This is a genomic window from Vibrio sp. MM46, from assembly GCF_027587135.1.
Taxonomy (GTDB): domain Bacteria; phylum Pseudomonadota; class Gammaproteobacteria; order Enterobacterales; family Vibrionaceae; genus Vibrio; species Vibrio harveyi.
In genome coordinates, this window is the sequence record NZ_JAPPTO010000014.1 from 104364 (window position 1) to 122466 (window position 18103).

Sequence of the window (18103 nt, forward strand, 5' to 3'; positions counted from 1 at the left end):
TGTGTGTTGTGTTAAAGAGCCCTAGAATCCGCGCGCTTTAGTTTTTGTAATAAGCACAGCCAATGATTTTAATCTCTATCATTGTTTTTAGAACTTTATAGGCGAACTCGTCTGATGACACATTCATGAATAAGCATACTGCACCAAAATTCAAGGCAGAATTTCTGGCTCCTCGCTACTGGGGCACATTGATCATTATCGGCATCATGTACCTTTTTAGTCTCCTCCCATTTCGTGTTCAACTCGCGCTAGGAAGCGGAATTGGTCGTCTTGCTATGCGATTAATGAAAAAGCGACAAGTCACGATCAAACGTAATTTAGAACTATGTTTTCCAGCGATGAGTGAACAAGAGCGTGATGCGATTTTAAAAGATAACATCGACAACGCAGGTATTGCCTTATTCGAAACCGCGATGGCATGGTTCTGGTCGGATAAACGCGTGAACAAACACGTGACAATTGAAGGTATGGAGCACATCGAAGCGCTTGAGAAACAAGGGAAGGGCGTATTAATGCTAGCGGTTCACTCAATGAACCTAGAATTAGGTGCTCGTGCGTTTGGCATCAAAAAATCTGGTTCTGGTGTTTACCGACCAAACAACAACCCCTGTTTTGACTACTTTCAATACAAGGGACGCTCTCGTTCGAATCGTACATTGATCGATCGTAAAAATGTTAAGGGCATGCTTGAAGCACTCAATACTGGTCATCGCGTTTGGTACGCACCGGATCATGACTATGGTACGCGTCGCTCGACGTTTGCACCTTTGTTTGCAGTAAAGCGTGCATGCACTACGACAGGAACAAGCTTGCTCGTCGATTCAACAGACTGTGCAATAGTACCATTTACCATGGTTCGTGGTAGCGATGGTCACTATACATTGACCCTTCGTGCTCCTGTTGAAGGTTTTCCGAAAAATGCCCCAGACCAAGCGGCAGTGTTTGTAAACAAGATCGTAGAACAATCGATCATGGCATGCCCGAGTCAATATATGTGGTTGCACCGTCGTTTTAAGACACGCCCTGATGGTGAATGCTGTTTGTATAAACCTCAACTTGCAACCGCAATGTGAACACCAAGCCCAGACGTTTGTTCTGGGCTTTCTTTTATCTGTTGATTCATTTCCAGAGGCTTGTTTGCCACAATATGGATATTCTGGGTTTAAGGACGTTTATGATGAGATTGTTTTTTGCAATGACCTTTGACGATGCAAGTAAGTCAAAGCTCAAACTGATTCAAGATAAGCTGAAGCAAAAGGGAATTGAAGGGCGTTATACCCGAAAAGACAACTTCCATATTACTTTGGCGTTTATTGGTGAATCGACCAACGAGGAAACTCAGCAACTCACAAAGATTCTCCACACAGTCACGCCTTCTTGCGATCAGATTGTCGTCGATCATCTCGGCACGTTCCATCAAAGTGGTAGACAGTTAGCTTGGCTAGGCATCAAGAACAATCCCGCCATAGCAGAACGACAAAATGCATTAATAGAAACTCTAGAGCACCATGGGTTTGTGACAGAGTCACGCACGTACGTCCCTCACATTACATTAGCTCGACATGTCGAAAAACAAGCCCCTTTGGATGAGGTTCTTATTTCACCGCTAACAATACCAATTTACTCCATCGCATTGATGGAAAGTAAAACGATAGAGGGGTAATTGAGCTATCAAGTTATCGAAGAAGTCGCTTGTTCATCTTCTTGATGATGTTTATGTTATTAAAACTGTCAGCAATGGAGTAAGGAGGTAAGTAATGGAAATACTCGACTATCAAATGGATGATGCTTCGATACACGCACTAAAGCGCATTGTAGGATTAGAATGCAAGTTAATGACAAGTATTGATAATACGAGCCTTGAATCAGATCCGGTGACAAGCTTCTCTCCATTGTTTTTTCAGATGCCTACTGGTTTTGTTGAGCTGACAAACGAATGGCACACAAGCCCCCAAGGTCATGACTTTCATTTGCCAGTAGCAAGGTTTGTCAATGAGCTGAATCCACAAGAGGTAAAGCTGACACAGCTTGAAGGCGTGAGGTTTTGTGAAGAATCTAAAGTGATCGAGTGTATCGACGTCATTCGATTGCGCAGCCGTAAAGCAGTAAAAGAAAATTTGGCTGATAAAGCGTTTGTCCCTTCTTCAGAAGTTGTTATCTACGACTATGGGCTCAACATTATGTTTGTTGATGGCACTTGTATTGCCGTAAAAACGGAAGATGATTCGATCTTGGGTGAGTGGCTTATTTCTAATGAAGCAATTGAGCCGTATCACCTTGAAGATGTTTACCAAGAAACATTAGAAATTCGTAGCCGGATAAGAGCTTAATTGGAGAGAGCAGCACGCGTTGCTCTCTTATTCAATCACGATCATGGAAAATAACCGCTAATACTCATAAAAGTTTGGAGGCTACGTGAGTTTACTTGCTGTCTTTTTTCGCTAAATTATCAGCTAACTTACCTGCAGTAATCTGAAATGCGGCAAGGTCGTCGTCCGACACATCTAGCGTCATCTTTTGAAAGATCTTGGCGTCGACCGTTTTGATCTTCGCTAACACATCATTGCCTTTCTCGGTGGTCAATAAACATTGGCTGCGCTTATCGTCTGGGTTTGGTGTTTTCTCAATAAAGCCTTCTTCAATCAATGTCTTAATTAAGCGTGTAACCTGCGCTTTATCTCTATTTAAGAAGTTCACTACATCCATTGCTGTGCAAGGTGACTGCTTGCTGATGATTTTTATAACGCGCACATGCATAGGTGCGATAGGGAGTTCTAGTTGCTCTATTTGCTCGTGCAGTTGACGCTTCAAAGCGTGTACGAGTTGGAATAGATTATCCAGCGATTTTGGATTCGACATGTAACACTCCAAGTGAAAGTGGTTGACATTGTCAACCAAATAACTATAGTTGACATTATCAACTTAATTGAAAGCAACTTCAAGAGCTAGAATTGAATAACAGAATCCTTAGCAATGGTGTTGATGACCATAACATCCGTGACCATCAAACCAAAGATTGAACGCTTTTTAACAAGCTGATGAATTTTGATTGGAGAAATGAGATGAGAAAAGACAACTGCTACCGCATCACCATTGAAGTAGTAAATGTTGAAGAAGGGTGTGAAGCAAGAAGCTTGAGTTTTGAAGTTCAAGATCGTGAAGACATGCTAAACATTGTTGAGAAGCTTAATCAGGGCAGTGGATTAGAGCCAACTGATGCGACTCGTGTTGGTGTAGCGCTTCGCCTGCTGGGACCTGTGATGATGAAAGATCGTAAGCATCCGTTGTTTATTGACTTTATGCCGCACTTTAGAAATTTCATGCAAAACTTGAAAAGCACAGTGAAGCGTCAACAAGCTCAATGATCGATTTTACTGTGTTTTATACCCAAGTCATTCTCGCTGAACCAAGCATCTCGAGGTTATTTGGGGATAAATTTAAAACTAATAAAAAGGCTGGTATTTCACCAGCCTTTTTGGTTTTTCAAAAGCAAATCTTACTTACCAAGATAACGGCTTTCTAAGTGTGCTTTAAAGTGTTTCGCGTTTAATACATCGCCTGTAGCTTGGCTTACCAAGTCGTCAGTAGACAACAAGCTGCCTTTACTCCAGATGTTATCAGATAGCCAAGTGAAGATTGGGGATAGATCTCCAGAGCGAATCGCTCCATCTACATCAACCGTTTGCTTCATTGCAGCCATGAATTGAGCAGCATACATTGCACCGAGCGTGTAGGAAGGGAAGTAACCAAAGGCACCGTCTGTCCAGTGAATGTCTTGCATACAGCCATTCTTGAAGTTACCTTCTGTTGACAGACCTAAGTAAGCCTTCATCTTCTCATTCCACAGTTCAGGAACGTCAGTGTGCTTAATAACTCCATTCATGAGATCGCGTTCAATTTCGTAACGCAAGATAACGTGAGCAGGATAAGTCAGTTCATCAGCATCGACACGGATGAAACCTTTCTCCACGTGAGTGTAGATTTTCGACAAGTTGTCTTGAGCAAACTCAGGACCTTCGAAATGGTTAGAAGCCAGACGAGCAAGGTGCTCAACAAAGGCTTGGCTGCGACCCACTTGCATCTCGAAGAACAGAGATTGAGATTCGTGGATGCCCATTGAACGAGCTTCACCAGCCGTAGTGCCTGCTAATGATTTTGGCAGACCTTGCTCGTAACGCGCGTGACCTGTTTCATGTACGATACCCATCAATGATTGCACGAACTCTTTTTCGTCGTAGCGAGTGGTAATACGAACGTCAGTAGGAACGCCACCACAGAATGGGTGAACACTTTCATCAAGACGACCATGTTCGAAGTCAAATTGAAGCAGCTTCATGACTTCCAGCCCCAATGCTTTTTGTTTTTCAGCCGGGTAATGACCGTTCGGAAGCAGGATGTTGTTGGCTTTTTGCTTCTCGATGGCTTCATCAATCATTGATGGTAACCATGTTTTTACGTCCGCAAACAACACGTCTAGAGACGCGGATGTTGTGCCTGGTTCGTACAGCTCCAGCATGGCATCGTAAGGTGATGTGCCAGCAGCTTCTGCACGAATTTGAGCTTCTTCTTGAGACAGTTTAACGACTTCTGCCCAGTTTTTTTCGAAACCAGTCCAGTCATCATTCCCACGTTGGCTACGCCACGCATGTTCACACTTAGAACCTGCGAGAGATTGGGCTTGTACTAAAGATTCAGGCAGTAGATTCGCTTGCTGCCAATCGCGTTTCATTTCACGCAGTACGGCTTGATCTTGCGTTGATAATGACTCTTCTTCTGCTTGTGCAAATAGATCACCTAAATGAGGTTGAGTCATAAGAGAGTGAATGTGGACATTAAGTTCTGCCATTGCATTAGAACGGGCTTCCGCACCGCCTGATGGCATAACGGCAGCTTGGTCCCACCCTACGATGGAGGCTAAGTGACCAAAGTTAGAGACTTTTTTTGAATGTTCGACGAGTTTTTGAAATGCGCTCATGTGACTACTCTTTGTTATGTTCTTTCCTTAAACGCCCCAAGCGGGGTCCTTGAACGTATTGTTCGAATCCCTCAGCACCGATGCAGAAAAAGTGCCGCATCAAGAGAATGCCGATAGAGAAGTGTTGCTAATTTACTATTTATTAACAAACAATGCAGGTCTATTGTGCACAAATTCAGACACTTGTACACCTAACCAAAAGGAGCGTTGAGAAACAAAGCTAGAGTCAGCGATGGCTAATGTTCTTGAGTTTCTTGCCTAAGAGGGCGGCTGAATTTTTGAATGGCTTCCTTACGACAGCTAACGTTGAGTTTTTTGTAAAGCTTGTAAACATGGGTTTTTACCGTGCTCTCCGCAACAAACAGGGCGTCAGCAATTTCTAAATTTGATTGTCCCTGAACAATACGATCGAGGATTTGTTTTTCTCTTTTCGTTAATGTGTTGCTGATTTCTTGAGAGCTGATGGCATAAGGTCTGAAATGAATCAGCATTTTTGCCATCAGTTTTCGAGGTAACCATAATTCGCCACTTAAGACGGCATCGATACAGCGAGTTAAATGCTCTATTGGCGAATCTTCATAAAGTACGCCTTTGAGATTGAGACAAGAAAAAAGCCGAAGATCAGAGCCCGTTTTCGGTACGTCATAAACCACTAAGTCGGTGTTTTTTGTTTTGAGTGAGATGTAGTCAGACAGTGGTCTTTCTTCCAATAAATAGTTAGAAATCAGAACAACGTTGTAGCTGGACAAGTTAATTTCGTCGTCTAAGCAATGGATGCTTTTACGGGTAAGTTTGTTTTGGGGGTTCTTTTCCAACTCTCGGCGAATAAACTGGTTTTGAATACAGTTTTCACCAATAAGAAGGATGTTAGATTCTAATTCATTCCTACGCGTCCCCATATTCATAACTAGCCCCTATATAATAGTTTTGTACTAATAATATTGATAATGTAATCACCTTAGTCTAGGGGTATAGTGCTCGCCACTTTTCTCTGTTTCAACTTTGCGACTGCCTAAGGTTGTTGCGAAAGCTTAGGTTCAATTGAGATCTGGAGCACATCGTTGTAGGTACCTCCCGGTTTATTTAGCGTATCGCCGATGATAAATTTCATGTTTTTGGCGTGTCCCTTAGATGGCGTATTTTCGCTGACTCTAGCACTCGCCTGATCTAGGTTAATTTGCTTAGAATCTAGATACATATCGTAGCTAATGTCCCATTGGGTGTCCGCAGATTCGTGTCGGAGCGCACCTCGGTTTGTTGATTCAAAAACCAAGTTATATCCGGCGTTACTTTGAATCCAAAGTTTGGGCGCGGATGTAACTACTTTATTGGATTGGAGTATCCCCATATCCAATTCGTAATGCTGTTGAGTCAAACCATAAAACTGTATTTTGGCCATCGGCAAAACAGTGACTGCGATATTTGTCACAGCTGGTAAAACATATTCGTTATTGAGCAGTTGTTCGGTTAATACTGTCGCTTCGAGCTTGCCTTGATAAATACCTGAGGCGAGCCATTGTTGAGCCGGATAACGTATTTGAAAGGTGATATCAGTGTTATTCTCTGTTAAGACGACATGCCATTGATTACCTTTTTGGTAACCGTTCCCGCCTTGCCATTCGAAAATTAGCTGGGCATTGGCTTCTCCTTTTAAAAAAGAGTCACCATCATCAATCTCTAACTTGACCGGAATTTGGCATTGTTCGCCTTCAATATTCGCGCGTAGTCGATATGTCGAAATGAGTGTGTATGCACCAGAGGCAAACACATCATAGCGTGCCTGCGTAGAAGCAGGTTCGACACTTAAGTTACTCATTGAGCAAAGAGAACCCGCTAATGCTGGGGGAGCAAGCAATATTAGAGTGATAAAAGGTTTAATCCACATAAAGCTCTCCTAATCTGATTAAAACATTGCTGCGTTCATCTAAAGTGATCACCACAGTCTGTTTTTCTTTTGTGTCGAGTGTGAGTTGGTATTGACCGGGGCGTAAGCCGGAGATTGCAAACAAGCCATTTCGATTAGTAAAGAATTCGATGGGCTGTTGGGTTTCGCTACCCAAATAAGTCGCCACGCCAGCAATGAGTGGGATAGGGCTGCCAGTACGTCGATCGAGTAATGTTCCCATTACGGTTAACACAGAATCTGAGCCAATCTTGAGTTGGTAACCGCGTTTGTAGCCAGGATTCAGCCAAAATGCCCCGTCACCTAAATCGTAACCGGGCGGTAGGTTCTCTACGTCATAACTGATCAATTGAGGGTTGTAGGCAACCAAGTCCGGTATCATTACATTGGATGCGCTATGGCTATATACGCGAGCGTTTTCACCGTCTAGAGTTGGATCGATATCAACATTGTTTTCTTCCAAGCTTGGGTGCTTAGACACCACTGCAAACGCTTCACGGACTGGGCGTCCAACTGTGATTGAGGAACCAGCAAAGGCAATCGCACTACTGACTTCTACACGCGTACTGTGGTTTCTTATATCTTCGTTCAAACTCTCCATACGCGTAGCGTGGTCAGCGATAACTTGAAAGCGGTTGGCAGAATAGTTAACGCCAAGGTCAATGTCAGCGTCGCTGTCTCGGCTGGTAACAACAGAAGCATAGCCTGACATGCCCCCAGTATTACCTACATTATTTTGATAAGTGAGGTCTAGTGCTGCTTGATCGACTTCACTGTTGTAGCGGCTGACTAATCGTGTGGAATCGCTTAATGGCCAGCTTAACGTGAGAGACGTATTCCATTCATCTGAACCGATGTCGTTGTTCTGATAGCTGACCCTTGCGCTCCATGTCGCTGGTGTCGAGAAGAAGGAACCGGACAGGCTAGGGCTAACTGACCAATAATTCGCAGTATCTTCAGTGCCAGAGCGGTAATTGACCGTCATAGCTGCACGCAAATCGTCATTAATATAAAACGCACCAAACGCCGAGGCATAGTGAGTGGTTTGGTTGAGAGGAGAGTCGATGGTGTCGTAGCTTTCTACGCCCGCGAAGTTTTCCGATTGGTATTCATAGAAAACACTTAATTGTGGTTGCCAAGGGTTGTCATCATCAAATTCTGCATCGAAAGCGATGCGAAATGCTTGCCCAGAATCGAGAGTGGGATGATGACTTTGCGAGGCGGACAATTCGGTGACACCTAGTGAGCTTGCAATTAAAGCCGTCCCACCATATTGGTACAGGTCTTCACGTTTTTGACCGTTTACGCCTAGCGTAAGCCATGGCAATACACCAACATCAAGATAACCATGTATCAATTTTTGATCGGTTTGATAATCGAGCTCGTTGTTATTGACCTCTGACGGCACGCCCGCCATTAAACTGTACTCAAACTCTCCGCTGTTAAGAAGGTCATTCCCCGTTGCGACAGAAAATTGAATTCTTTCGGTTTGCCCAGAAGAGTCGGTGATCACCAATTCGACATCGTTAGTACCTTGTGCGAGAGGGATATCACTCAAGTTATAGCTGCCTGCGCCCAGTGTCAGCCTCTGAACGACAATGCCATCGATAACAACGTCGACATTCGAGGTGCGTTGCAATGTAAAAGACTGATTGGCTTTAGGGCGCACGTTTCGAGTAGGAATTAAAGTAAAGTCACGTGTGATGCCGATTCCGAGGATGTCGGTACCATCTTGAAAGCTCTTGCCAGAGTTAAACATATCACCCAATACAAGGCGCGTTCCTTGTGAAGGAAAATCATAGTTTAAGCGCGTGCCTTGGCGGTAATAATCTGAGTCTTGAGACGAGCCATTTTCAAAGGTGGCCTCGTATTCAAGGTTTGCAGAACCTGCGTTTAAGCCCGATTCAAATCTTGTACTGTAAATACTTTGTCGGTCATTTTGCTCTGCTATGGTCTGAGTTTCATTCGCCGATGCGGTGACATTGACATAACCACTGAAAAAGCTGGGTTCAGAATAATTAAAATGTTCATTGTCTTCAGCTAACGATATTTGTCGCGTGACGCTCAATTCGTTAGGAACTGAAATGATGCATTCTAGGGTGGATAAATCAAAGGTAAGCCCAAGCCCGGCACGTCGAAAGTCTTCTTGAGATAGGGTCCCTGAATGGGCGTCTCGTAATTTCTCTAAGGCTGACTTGGCGACAGATGACGAAAGTAGGGCGATGGTACTGTCTTTCGGTAAGCGAATCTCGTCATCAGCGGTAATGGTGACTTGTGCCTGACCCAAGACGCTGTCACTGATTTTTAAAAGAGAGGATAGCTCGATATCTCGACCTGTTGGATTAAGCACAACCTCGCGTGCCCAACTGATGTTGATTTGAGCGATACATAAAATCGTTAATAAAATGAATAGGAGCCAAACAGCACTGCTCCGACGCTCATTGCTCTCTTCCATGATATTTTCCTACTGGGATTGCTTTCCGTGAACGCAGGGTGAAGGTAGAAAATGGTGGCAAAAATTGGTCACCGACTTGTTGTTGGAGCGAGTAATTTTCTGTCGCTGTTAACGGCTCAAAATACAGTAGTCGAGAGTAGGTAAAGCGTTCGCCAGTATTACGAATAACCAATTGTCCGGCATCAGACACTTCCAAGGTGACGTCAGGCTGTTGGTTGTTGGAGTACACATGAAGCAGCGCGTTATAATGCACTTTAATTTTGACTCCGCTCTGCTGCATAGGCAAAGTTCTACTTTGTCCATTAGCACCCGTTAAATGAGCTTGTGTAAACCGTATAAAGTAGCTAGAGGATGTCTTTTGTACAGAAGGATCAAGCCATTGAATACGAAATACTTGCTTTGAGTTCGGTGCTAACATTGCTGCTGGTGGAAAAACCAAAAGTGCGTCGCTATTTAATGCTTTGGTTTCATATTGACCATTTTTCTTAAATACTAGCTGATGAATACTTGCTTCTAGCGGCATTTTTTCTGTTGAATTATTTGTCACTATGATCTGTGATGTTGTATTTCTATCTGTGTTCAATTCAAATACAGTTGGTGAAATAATGATTGCATTACAAAAACCACTAAATAATAACAAGATTAGACATGTTATAGATTGATAGAACATGTTATTTATCCTGTTCTATTTCTATCGACAAATCTGACACGTCAAACCCTTTCAATGGTTTCATTTCAAAAAATCGTGTTGAATGAGGAAGTACAAGTGTGCCTGCGATTAACTTACTAATATCTAATCCTTTTAGGTATTTAGAATTACTACCATCCGTTAAATGCCAGTTAGTATTCGTTAGCCTGCCATAACTATTACCATTATTCTCTACTTCAACAATCCATTTGCTTCCTTTTTGTTTGACACTTTTTATATCTAAGTTTGCCGATGTATTTTTTGGCTTAACATTAATTAGTGTATTGAATTGAAGTAATAACCCCATCTTAGCGCTTTGTTCTTCGCCACGGGCTACTTCAACCTGCTTAATGGAGACTCGGTATGCTTTTGATTCAGAGATTGAAGGATCACCCAAATAACGAATCATGACCGATTGAGAGCGACCTGGCTCTATGATTGCGGTTACTGGAATAACGAGCAATTCATCGTCTGCGGGTTTTGTTGTTTCTACACCTTGCTCATCCATGGTCATTGAAAAAGGATAGAGCTCAACAGTTAGGGGTACTCGGGATGTATTGTCGATACGCATCGACATTTGGGCTCGATTGCCTATGGGTTCAATCTCAGCAACCATAGGTTCAACCTTGTATGCGTTAGCGTAAGAACAAAATAAAAATGTTGCGACTAGGATAATCCATCGAGTCATGTTGAGCTCCATCAATGTCAGCTTGGTATGGCTGTGTAGAAAGGGAGGCTATACGCTTAGCCTCCCGGAGGGGAACTTAGTTAGAAGTCACGTTAACGGTTAGCGTATCTGAGTAGCCACCCGCCCATGTTGCCACTTCTGTTGTTTGTACAGTCAATGTCGCATCAACACCAGATGCTAGACCCGAAGAACCTGGGTATGACAGCTCACTAGAGACATCGTTTAAACCCGGACCACCAGGTGCATTTAGATCAAATGATGGAAGACCTGTAGGCGCAAAAGTTGCGGTATAAGTTAGCGCGAAATCTTCGTCATCATCCGATTCAAGACCACCTTCAGAACTGGTCAAAGAAACGGTTGCACCATCGACATCGTTACATTTCATATCCAGATCGATAGAAACAGTTTGTTCTTGTGTTACATCACCAAAGTCGAGCAATTGAGTAGCAAGCCCTGATACTTCACATACTGGAGAAACATAACCCACTAATTGAACATCACCCGGACCTGCGTGAACTTGCGAACCGAAAATTGCTGTAACAGCCGCTGCACAAATCGTAAGTTTTTTCATAAAAAGATTCCTTTAACTTGAGAGATAACATACATGTTTAGCCCAAATCCCACCGAGCTAGCCTTTCTCTGTATCGAATACAGAACTCCTAGTTGATGACGCTGTTAATTGAGGGGAATACATCAATTTCAATCACGTCTTCGTAATAGCCTGCGTATAGCAAGCGGTCTTCTAGTGTTATTCTTATTTCTCCTAGTGCCGAGAAAGGAATAACACCTGAACTGTCAAAGCGTTTTTCAGAGAGCAAATCAATGCTTTTTACTTCTTCATGAATATTTGCTTTGTTAATGTTGATTTCAAATAAATACTCGAATGGTGGAATATCATCTCTTTTATCCAATTTTAGTCCGCCATTTTTTGAATATACGCTTACGCCGAGTGGTTGGTTGCAATATATGTCCAATGGTAGTGTTTTTATATTGCTGTCTGACAAGTCGATTTTCTGACCTGACGTGAAATTTATCTCACATCGGTCTTCTAATTTGCCAACAAGATTCATCGTTAAGGTATTTGCGTTACTAAATAGTGGCGCAAATATAAATAACCAAATTGCGATCATCAGGCAGCAATGAAAAAGAAGCATATATCCCATTTGCACACCAACTTTCGTTTATTTTGTGTTGTTGAAATAAACTATAATTCCTGATGGAAATAGAAGAGTAGTAAAGGAGGTTGATCGTTTTTATAAAAGTTGTAGAAATAGTAGTAACTCTCTTTATATAAGAAAGACCTTATGCTCAAGTAACCTCGAGATGCTTTGTTTAGCGAGAATGACTTGGTTTGTAGACGCTACGTTGTTTTCCTTGACCTCGAATCAATGACAACGTTTTGAGCCCTGCATCTTAAAATCATTTGTGTGTATGCTTATTAAGTGCTTTTATGCGTATGGCTTTGTACGTTATGTGATTTTCAACGATGTTGATCACAAAAGTTGCTTGCGAATTGCGTGGATTGACGGTATTGATGGGTAATGCACAATCACTCACTACAAGAATATGGATATTTTGAATTTTGAGGCATTCCTCATTGCCATCACTATTTTGACGCTTACACCGGGATTGGACACAGCTTTGGTGATTCGTAACACCAGTCGTGCAGGTCTTAAAGATGGTTGTACGACAAGTTTAGGTATTTGTTTCGGTCTGTTTGTTCATGCATTTTTCTCTGCTGTAGGCATCTCTGCTGTTTTAGCTCAATCCGCTGAACTATTTCAAATGGTGAAAATGGTGGGTGCTGCTTATTTAATCTGGCTTGGATTAAGTAGTTTGAGAGCGTTAATGAAATCGAATGGCGGCATTGCTGTCTCTGAACAGACCCACCAAGCGTATAGCGGTAAACGCTCTTTCCGTGAAGGCTTCTTATCTAATGTGCTTAATCCAAAAACGGCAGTGTTCTATTTGGCGTTTTTACCTCAGTTTGTTAACCCAGAAGGTTCTCCATTAATGCAATCTATGCTCATGGCGTCTATTCACTTTATGATTGCGATGGTTTGGCAATGTGGTCTGGCTGGTGCATTAAATTCCGCGAAAAGCTTGTTAAAAAATGCAAGTTTTATGAAATGGATGGAAGGGGCAACTGGAGCGGTACTGGTTGCACTTGGTGTTAAATTACTTGTAGAAAAACCAGTCTAATGCACTCACTTGTTCGAATTCTAATTATCCTGATCGCTTTTATTGCGGCGCTTGCTGGTATTGTGGCTTGGAAAACCATACCTCAACTTCACTTTGTTGAAAAAGGCATGCAATGGAACTGGCATTGGTCTTACTTCGAACCATTTTCTAATGGTATTCAAACCACACGTACTCAAGATACTAAACAGCTTTTATTAAGGCGCGTCTATTTGCAAGATTCCACCGTCGTCTTTGTCGGTACGACCTTAGACAACAAGTTCGAAATTGATGTAGTAAATCAAGCGTCTTGTGAGCCAAAGAGTAGTAAATGGGTGTCAGTTTCAGTCAATGGTCAGCCGATGTCGCATGTACCAATGGTGTGCGAGAAGACCGGTGAAACGTACATCTATCGATTTATCGGCAATAAGCTAAGAACGCTTGAGTTTGGTATTGACGATAGCTTTATTCGTGAAGATTTTACATTGTGGCCGATTTCAGAGATAAAAGCAGATCAGTTCAAACAGCAGCACTCTGCATTTTTCAATAAGAAAGATGGTGGTGAAGATCATCAATGGCTCAGAGATTGATGCGCTATACCTAAGTATCTAGGAGTGACCTGGGTATAAATACAATATGATGAAATGAGAAAGAGACAAGTCGAGCGGCTTGTCTCTTTTTTTATAGCCAAGCATCGCGAGGTTATAGAGGTATACCCAAGTGACTTCAAGATGCTAGATTCAGAGCGTCGTCACTGATTCAAGTTCAAGGAAAACAACGAAGCGGAATAGCAAGCTATTTCCAAGTTGTTTGACGATGAAATTGCTTCAGTGACACGCTCCCGAAGGGCGAGTTGCCTTGGTTCGCATGCTTCGTTAACAATTTTCGATTTAGAACCACTAGATCTTCAAATTGTTGCCTCGCCTTCAAACCAAGTCATTCTCGCTGAACCAAGCATCTCGAGGTTACTTGGGTATATATCAAATCATGGTTAGTTTCTCTCGACAGACCTGCAACGGTTTTGATTGAACGAAGTACTAACAAATCAGAAAGGACTCCCTCGATTTAAGTAGTTAAACGCTTCAGTCAGGACTCACTTTTTTTCCACACCTCCACTGATAATTTATATATCAAGCATCAATAAATAAGAGTGTTAATCGTTTGCTGTGCTTCTGGTTAATGCCTTAGTAAACACTAAAGGCTTGTGTGTTCCTGTCAGTGGTGACTTGTCGGAGGAACGGTTACACAAGTCATTTGGTTCATCGGAAATGAGATAACTAAATGAAAAAAAGATCCGTACTAATTCCTTTATTTCTTTTATCAAGCGCTGCTCATGCAGCGAACGACTACGTTGTTGGTCAACTGATTCCTGAAAAAAGTGTTGTGGTAAAAAGTGAAGTTGTCGGCGTGGTGGATTCTTATCGTTACGATAACGGTGACTCTGTGACTCAAGGGCAGGAGCTATTGTCTCTGTCCTCAGAAGATTATGCATTGAGTTTGGACTTAGCACGTAACGAGTTAGAGGTGAGTCGTGCCGAGTTAGATATTCAAGAAAAGCAATTAAAGCGTTATCAATCCTTGCTGACCAGTAATGGCGTCTCGGCAAGTGACGTGGACAACCAAATTCGTATAACCAACATTGGTCGAGCTCAATTCAACGTAAGTAATACACACTACAAAATCGCGGCTCGAACGCTGGATAAAGCCTCTCCGGATGCACCTTTTGATGGGGTGGTCATCAATCGCTCTGTTGAGCTAGGGCAGTTTATTTCGGTGGGTGATGCGCTCTTTATCATTGCAGATATGGAACGATTGAAAGTACGTTTTCACCTGTTAGAGATTGATTTCAACAAGTTCAGTAAAGGCGAGAAGGTTAAGGTCGAAGTGCCTTCTGTTGAGCAGACGTTGGACGGCACCATCACTTTACTTTCTCCTGCTTTCCAAAACAGTGAGCCGGGCTTCCTTGTTGAAGTGACGGTAGATAACGCCAACGGCAAGCTTAATCCGGGCATGGAATCGTACGTGTATTTCAATGATCAGGAGGCAATGTGAATTTCTTCTTAGATTTGCTCTCTCATCGAAAGTTTGCGTCTAAAATCCTGACCATTTTGATCATCAGCATTGGTGCCCTTACTGCCTACAATCTTCCCCTTGCTGAGAAGCCTCGATTTGACTTAGGAAAAGGCGATATCGTCACGGTTTATCCTGGTGCCAGTGCGAAAGATATTGAAAGCAACATCACCAGTAAAATTGAGAAAGAACTGCTGTCCATTTCGGGCTTGAAAGAGTTCACCTCCACGTCGGAAACTGGCGTCTCAAACATCAGTGTGGTGCTGGACAGCAATGTCTCTGATCCGAATGCCGTTTACCAAGACATTCGAGATGCACTGGCAAGGGTAACGGATTTACCCGCTGGTGTGACCGAAGCGCCAACGCTGTCGATCAAAAAATCGTACAGCTTGGATTTCATGGTGGTTGGTATTTCTGGTGATGTTGGTTATAAAGCACTGCGAGATAAAGCCAAAGACCTAGAGTTGGCTTTGCGGCGTGTTGAGGGGATTGGTGAAGTTTACACCGTCGATTTGCGTGCGCCAGAGTTCTTAATCCAACTCGAACCGATTTCTTTGAGACGTTATGGCTTAACGTTGGATCAAGTGGCGGCATTGATTGCAGAGCGTAATACGCTGATCAGCGGTGGTCGTCTGGAAACGTTAAAGAACAACCCAGAACTGATGACCTCTGCCGAGCTGGATAGCATTGAAGAGCTGCGTGAAATGTTCATCTCATTCAGCCCGAATATTCAACTTAAAGACGTTGCAGGTCTCATTGAGGATGGGTTTGAAAAAGGCGAGGTTTATGGCTCAATCAACGGTAATAAGAGTATTCTTTTTGACTTAAGAACCAATGAAAGCGCGGACGTTATTAGCACCTCTAACGCGGTGAAAGCTTTGATTGCAAATCAGCAAAAAATGCTCGGTGACAAATACACTATCGCCATCGGTTCTGACTTGTCCGAAGACATCCAAGAGAAAGCGCGCATCGTGCAAGACAACGGCTTGGTTGGGCTTGGCTTGGTGTTGATTACGTTGGCGCTTTTCCTTGATAGACGCATTGCATTTTGGGTCGCGGTTTCTATTCCCGTATGTATCTTCGGCACGCTGGCTTTGCTGCCTCCTTTCGGGCAGATTCTGGATGTGTTCACTATGTCCGCCTTAATTTTGATTGTCGGAATTATTGTCGATGATGCCGTGGTGGTGAGCGATAAAATCGTGGCACTAGTTGAAGAAGGTTATCCGGTTGATAAGGCGGTCTCGCAAGGTGTGAAGAGTGTATTCCCAGCGGTCCTAGCAAGCATTTTATCGACCATGATTGCCTTCATACCTTTGCTCTTCTTACCGGGAAACAGCGGTAAATTGGTTTATGTAATTCCGCTTACGGTCATTATTGCGTTGTGCTTTTCGTTTATCGACGCGCTGTTCTTTATTCCTGCCCATTTAAAAGGCATTTTGAGTAAGAAGAGTCAGGTAAAGAAAAAGCCATTTTTAGATTTAAGCGCACTGAATCGTTTAATTGAACTTGTCATTCGAAACAGCAAAGTAGCGCTGCCATGTATTACCGTAGTGATTCTGACTTTAGGAGCGATTTCATATAAGAGTTTGAGCTTCTTGTTCTTCCCAACAGACGGCGCGTATTTGATAGAAATCAGTGCTGAATCGAATCCAGAGTTAGATTTGGATGACGTCTGGAAAGAAACACAACAACTCGAAGCGCTGATCAAAAGCACTGAAGAGGTGAATTATTGGTACGGCGAAGTGAGCTCACCAAATAGCTATTGGGTGATTTCATTAACACCACCAAACAGCCGAACAAGAACCGCAGAGCAAATCGTCGAAGAGTGGGAAGAGAAAGCAACGCAAATTACAGGGTTGGCTCAAATTGAGTTCGATATTGATGGCGGCGGTCCTCCGGTAGGACGTCCAGTGGACTTGCGTGTCGTTGGCGGTACGGATGAAGGGCGAGAAAAGCTTGCTAATGATTTGACGGCGTACATTGAATCATTGGAAGGGACGAGCCGAGTACGACGTGATTTAAATGCACCAGCACCACAGATTCAAGCTGAGCTGCAACATCACTGGCTCAAGTACTACGGCATCAGTGCCACCAAAGTCGGGGATATCATTAAGTTTGCGATTGACGGTCAACGCGTGACGCGGATCTTTAATGGTGAAGAAGAAGTGTACTTCCGAGTCGCTTTAGAAGAAGACGACAAATCCTTAAAAGAACTGGATAACATTTTGGTTCGCGCCAGCAATAACAAGCTGGTGCCATTAAGTGAGCTGGTTCGATGGAGAAATGCCGATGCAGAAGCACAAATCAAACACTTTAATGGAGAGCGAGTGATTCGTGTCTCGTCAGGTGTCGATTCGACCGTGACTGATCCGGTTGCCGTTTTTGCTGCGGTTCAAGAAGCCTTTGCCAATAAAGAATACGGCGGTGCCTCTATTATTGCGACAGGGCAGATCTTAGAAACACAAGAAGCGCAGCAAGGCTTTGTCATCGCGATTAGTGTGGCGTTTATTGGCATTGCGTTGCTTCTGATTCTTCTTTTTGACCGAATGCGCGAAACCTTAATTGTGTTGACGGTGATTCCTTTTGGCATCGCTGGTGCGCTGTTTATTCTGTTCTTACATAATCAGGTGCTGAGCTTTTTCTCCATCATCGGGATGATTGCCTTGATTGGTATTATGGTGAACAACTGCTTGGTGCTGATTTGGCACTTCAAAGAACACGAAGCGGAATGTAACGATACCAACTTGCTGGAGTTTGTAATTCGTGGAACGCAAAGCCGAGTGAGACCAATCACCTTAACCACAATCACAACCGTTGCAGGTCTTATCCCGCTTGCGTACGGCTTGGGTGGTTACGATAACTACATGTCACCGATGGCGCTGGTGGTTGGTTGGGGCTGCGTGATCTCGATGATCGTCACGCTTACCGTGATCCCATCCATTTACCTATGGACACACAGGAAAGGAAATGAAAGTGCATCCGCAGTCAATGACAGCAGCGAGGAGAGAACCCTAGCGACCGACTAAGTACTATTGAAATTCCGGACAGCCCGCAGTTAAATTCTGCGGGCTTTTTGGTTGGGCTAAAACTAAAGTCGAACACGGTTCATAATTTCTTACCGATCAATGCCTTTTGCTGCGTGGTGA

Annotated in this window: 17 protein-coding genes; 8 read left to right on the top strand and 9 right to left on the bottom strand. The window is 43.3% G+C overall.

Going from position 1 to position 18103, the window contains the following annotated elements; genetic code table 11:
- Positions 1-125 precede the first annotated feature (125 nt).
- From OH459_RS16675 to OH459_RS16685, 3 genes are all read left to right on the top strand, one after another.
- A complete protein-coding gene (locus tag OH459_RS16675) occupies positions 126-1073 on the top strand; it encodes an LpxL/LpxP family Kdo(2)-lipid IV(A) lauroyl/palmitoleoyl acyltransferase (protein ID WP_258456081.1) in 948 nt (315 codons plus the stop codon).
- Between the two features lie 104 nt (positions 1074-1177).
- The gene (gene thpR / locus OH459_RS16680; protein WP_333482892.1) at positions 1178-1663 is read left to right on the top strand and encodes an RNA 2',3'-cyclic phosphodiesterase; all 486 of its coding nucleotides are present in this window, start codon (positions 1178-1180) and stop codon (positions 1661-1663) included.
- Between the two features lie 94 nt (positions 1664-1757).
- On the top strand, positions 1758-2330 hold the full coding sequence (locus OH459_RS16685) for a hypothetical protein (protein ID WP_269987731.1): 573 nt from the start codon (positions 1758-1760) through the stop codon (positions 2328-2330).
- Positions 2331-2421: 91 nt separating this feature from the next.
- Here the strand turns inward: OH459_RS16685 and OH459_RS16690 are convergent, their stop codons facing one another.
- Positions 2422-2859, bottom strand: coding sequence for a MarR family winged helix-turn-helix transcriptional regulator (locus OH459_RS16690; RefSeq protein WP_017188109.1), 438 nt, complete (start codon positions 2857-2859; stop codon positions 2422-2424).
- Positions 2860-3062: 203 nt separating this feature from the next.
- On the opposite strand from OH459_RS16690, the gene OH459_RS16695 reads away from it, so the two are divergent.
- A complete protein-coding gene (locus OH459_RS16695; RefSeq protein ID WP_269987732.1) occupies positions 3063-3365 on the top strand; it encodes a DUF3861 domain-containing protein in 303 nt (100 codons plus the stop codon).
- A 131-nt stretch (positions 3366-3496) separates the two neighbouring features.
- Here OH459_RS16695 and OH459_RS16700 read toward each other — a convergent pair whose 3' ends face one another.
- The 8 genes from OH459_RS16700 to OH459_RS16735 form a co-directional block, all read right to left on the bottom strand.
- The gene (locus OH459_RS16700; RefSeq protein ID WP_029789763.1) at positions 3497-4975 is read right to left on the bottom strand and encodes a carboxypeptidase M32; all 1479 of its coding nucleotides are present in this window, start codon (positions 4973-4975) and stop codon (positions 3497-3499) included.
- 236 nt (positions 4976-5211) lie between these two features.
- Positions 5212-5880 (bottom strand): response regulator transcription factor, encoded by a 669-nt coding sequence (locus OH459_RS16705; RefSeq protein ID WP_017188108.1) that lies wholly within the window; start codon positions 5878-5880, stop codon positions 5212-5214.
- Between the two features lie 107 nt (positions 5881-5987).
- Positions 5988-6860, bottom strand: coding sequence for a hypothetical protein (locus OH459_RS16710; RefSeq protein ID WP_114093183.1), 873 nt, complete (start codon positions 6858-6860; stop codon positions 5988-5990).
- The gene (locus tag OH459_RS16715; RefSeq protein ID WP_269987736.1) at positions 6850-9333 is read right to left on the bottom strand and encodes a fimbria/pilus outer membrane usher protein; all 2484 of its coding nucleotides are present in this window, start codon (positions 9331-9333) and stop codon (positions 6850-6852) included. Before OH459_RS16715 ends, OH459_RS16710 begins: the two co-directional genes overlap by 11 nt.
- Positions 9317-10003: a fimbria/pilus periplasmic chaperone gene (locus tag OH459_RS16720; protein ID WP_172580578.1), complete on the bottom strand. Its 687-nt coding sequence runs from the start codon at positions 10001-10003 to the stop codon at positions 9317-9319. Before OH459_RS16720 ends, OH459_RS16715 begins: the two co-directional genes overlap by 17 nt.
- A gap of 1 nt (position 10004) precedes the next feature.
- The gene (locus OH459_RS16725; RefSeq protein WP_005451887.1) at positions 10005-10709 is read right to left on the bottom strand and encodes a molecular chaperone; all 705 of its coding nucleotides are present in this window, start codon (positions 10707-10709) and stop codon (positions 10005-10007) included.
- 76 nt (positions 10710-10785) lie between these two features.
- Entirely contained in the window at positions 10786-11280 is a 495-nt protein-coding gene (locus tag OH459_RS16730) for a hypothetical protein (protein ID WP_005451888.1), read from the bottom strand.
- A gap of 88 nt (positions 11281-11368) precedes the next feature.
- The gene (locus OH459_RS16735) at positions 11369-11872 is read right to left on the bottom strand and encodes a hypothetical protein (protein ID WP_223295806.1); all 504 of its coding nucleotides are present in this window, start codon (positions 11870-11872) and stop codon (positions 11369-11371) included.
- A gap of 403 nt (positions 11873-12275) precedes the next feature.
- Between OH459_RS16735 and OH459_RS16740 the strand changes: the two genes are divergently transcribed.
- The 4 genes from OH459_RS16740 (at position 12276) to OH459_RS16755 (ending at position 17983) form a co-directional block, all read left to right on the top strand.
- Positions 12276-12911, top strand: coding sequence for a LysE family translocator (locus tag OH459_RS16740; protein WP_009696973.1), 636 nt, complete (start codon positions 12276-12278; stop codon positions 12909-12911).
- Positions 12911-13477 (top strand): hypothetical protein, encoded by a 567-nt coding sequence (locus OH459_RS16745; RefSeq protein WP_005451891.1) that lies wholly within the window; start codon positions 12911-12913, stop codon positions 13475-13477. The genes OH459_RS16740 and OH459_RS16745 overlap by 1 nt, the downstream gene beginning before the upstream one ends.
- 691 nt (positions 13478-14168) lie before the next feature.
- Complete coding sequence (locus tag OH459_RS16750; RefSeq protein WP_269987740.1) at positions 14169-14939, top strand: efflux RND transporter periplasmic adaptor subunit; 771 nt, start codon at positions 14169-14171, stop codon at positions 14937-14939.
- A complete protein-coding gene (locus tag OH459_RS16755) occupies positions 14936-17983 on the top strand; it encodes an efflux RND transporter permease subunit (RefSeq protein ID WP_269987742.1) in 3048 nt (1015 codons plus the stop codon). The genes OH459_RS16750 and OH459_RS16755 overlap by 4 nt, the downstream gene beginning before the upstream one ends.
- Positions 17984-18103: the final 120 nt, after the last annotated feature.

Bases quoted from the DNA above. Each gene is read 5' to 3' on its own strand.
- OH459_RS16745 (WP_005451891.1), top strand. From the start codon at position 12,911: ATGCACTCACTTGTTCGAATTCTAATTATCCTGATCGCTTTTATTGCG.
- OH459_RS16740 (WP_009696973.1), top strand. From the start codon at position 12,276: ATGGATATTTTGAATTTTGAGGCATTCCTCATTGCCATCACTATTTTG.
- OH459_RS16735 (WP_223295806.1), bottom strand. From the start codon at position 11,872: ATGGGATATATGCTTCTTTTTCATTGCTGCCTGATGATCGCAATTTGG.
- OH459_RS16715 (WP_269987736.1), bottom strand. From the start codon at position 9,333: ATGGAAGAGAGCAATGAGCGTCGGAGCAGTGCTGTTTGGCTCCTATTC.
- thpR (WP_333482892.1), top strand. From the start codon at position 1,178: ATGAGATTGTTTTTTGCAATGACCTTTGACGATGCAAGTAAGTCAAAG.
- OH459_RS16720 (WP_172580578.1), bottom strand. From the start codon at position 10,003: ATGTTCTATCAATCTATAACATGTCTAATCTTGTTATTATTTAGTGGT.
- OH459_RS16725 (WP_005451887.1), bottom strand. From the start codon at position 10,709: ATGACTCGATGGATTATCCTAGTCGCAACATTTTTATTTTGTTCTTAC.
- OH459_RS16700 (WP_029789763.1), bottom strand. From the start codon at position 4,975: ATGAGCGCATTTCAAAAACTCGTCGAACATTCAAAAAAAGTCTCTAAC.
- OH459_RS16750 (WP_269987740.1), top strand. From the start codon at position 14,169: ATGAAAAAAAGATCCGTACTAATTCCTTTATTTCTTTTATCAAGCGCT.
- OH459_RS16695 (WP_269987732.1), top strand. From the start codon at position 3,063: ATGAGAAAAGACAACTGCTACCGCATCACCATTGAAGTAGTAAATGTT.
- OH459_RS16675 (WP_258456081.1), top strand. From the start codon at position 126: ATGAATAAGCATACTGCACCAAAATTCAAGGCAGAATTTCTGGCTCCT.
- OH459_RS16730 (WP_005451888.1), bottom strand. From the start codon at position 11,280: ATGAAAAAACTTACGATTTGTGCAGCGGCTGTTACAGCAATTTTCGGT.
- OH459_RS16705 (WP_017188108.1), bottom strand. From the start codon at position 5,880: ATGAATATGGGGACGCGTAGGAATGAATTAGAATCTAACATCCTTCTT.
- OH459_RS16685 (WP_269987731.1), top strand. From the start codon at position 1,758: ATGGAAATACTCGACTATCAAATGGATGATGCTTCGATACACGCACTA.
- OH459_RS16710 (WP_114093183.1), bottom strand. From the start codon at position 6,860: ATGTGGATTAAACCTTTTATCACTCTAATATTGCTTGCTCCCCCAGCA.
- OH459_RS16690 (WP_017188109.1), bottom strand. From the start codon at position 2,859: ATGTCGAATCCAAAATCGCTGGATAATCTATTCCAACTCGTACACGCT.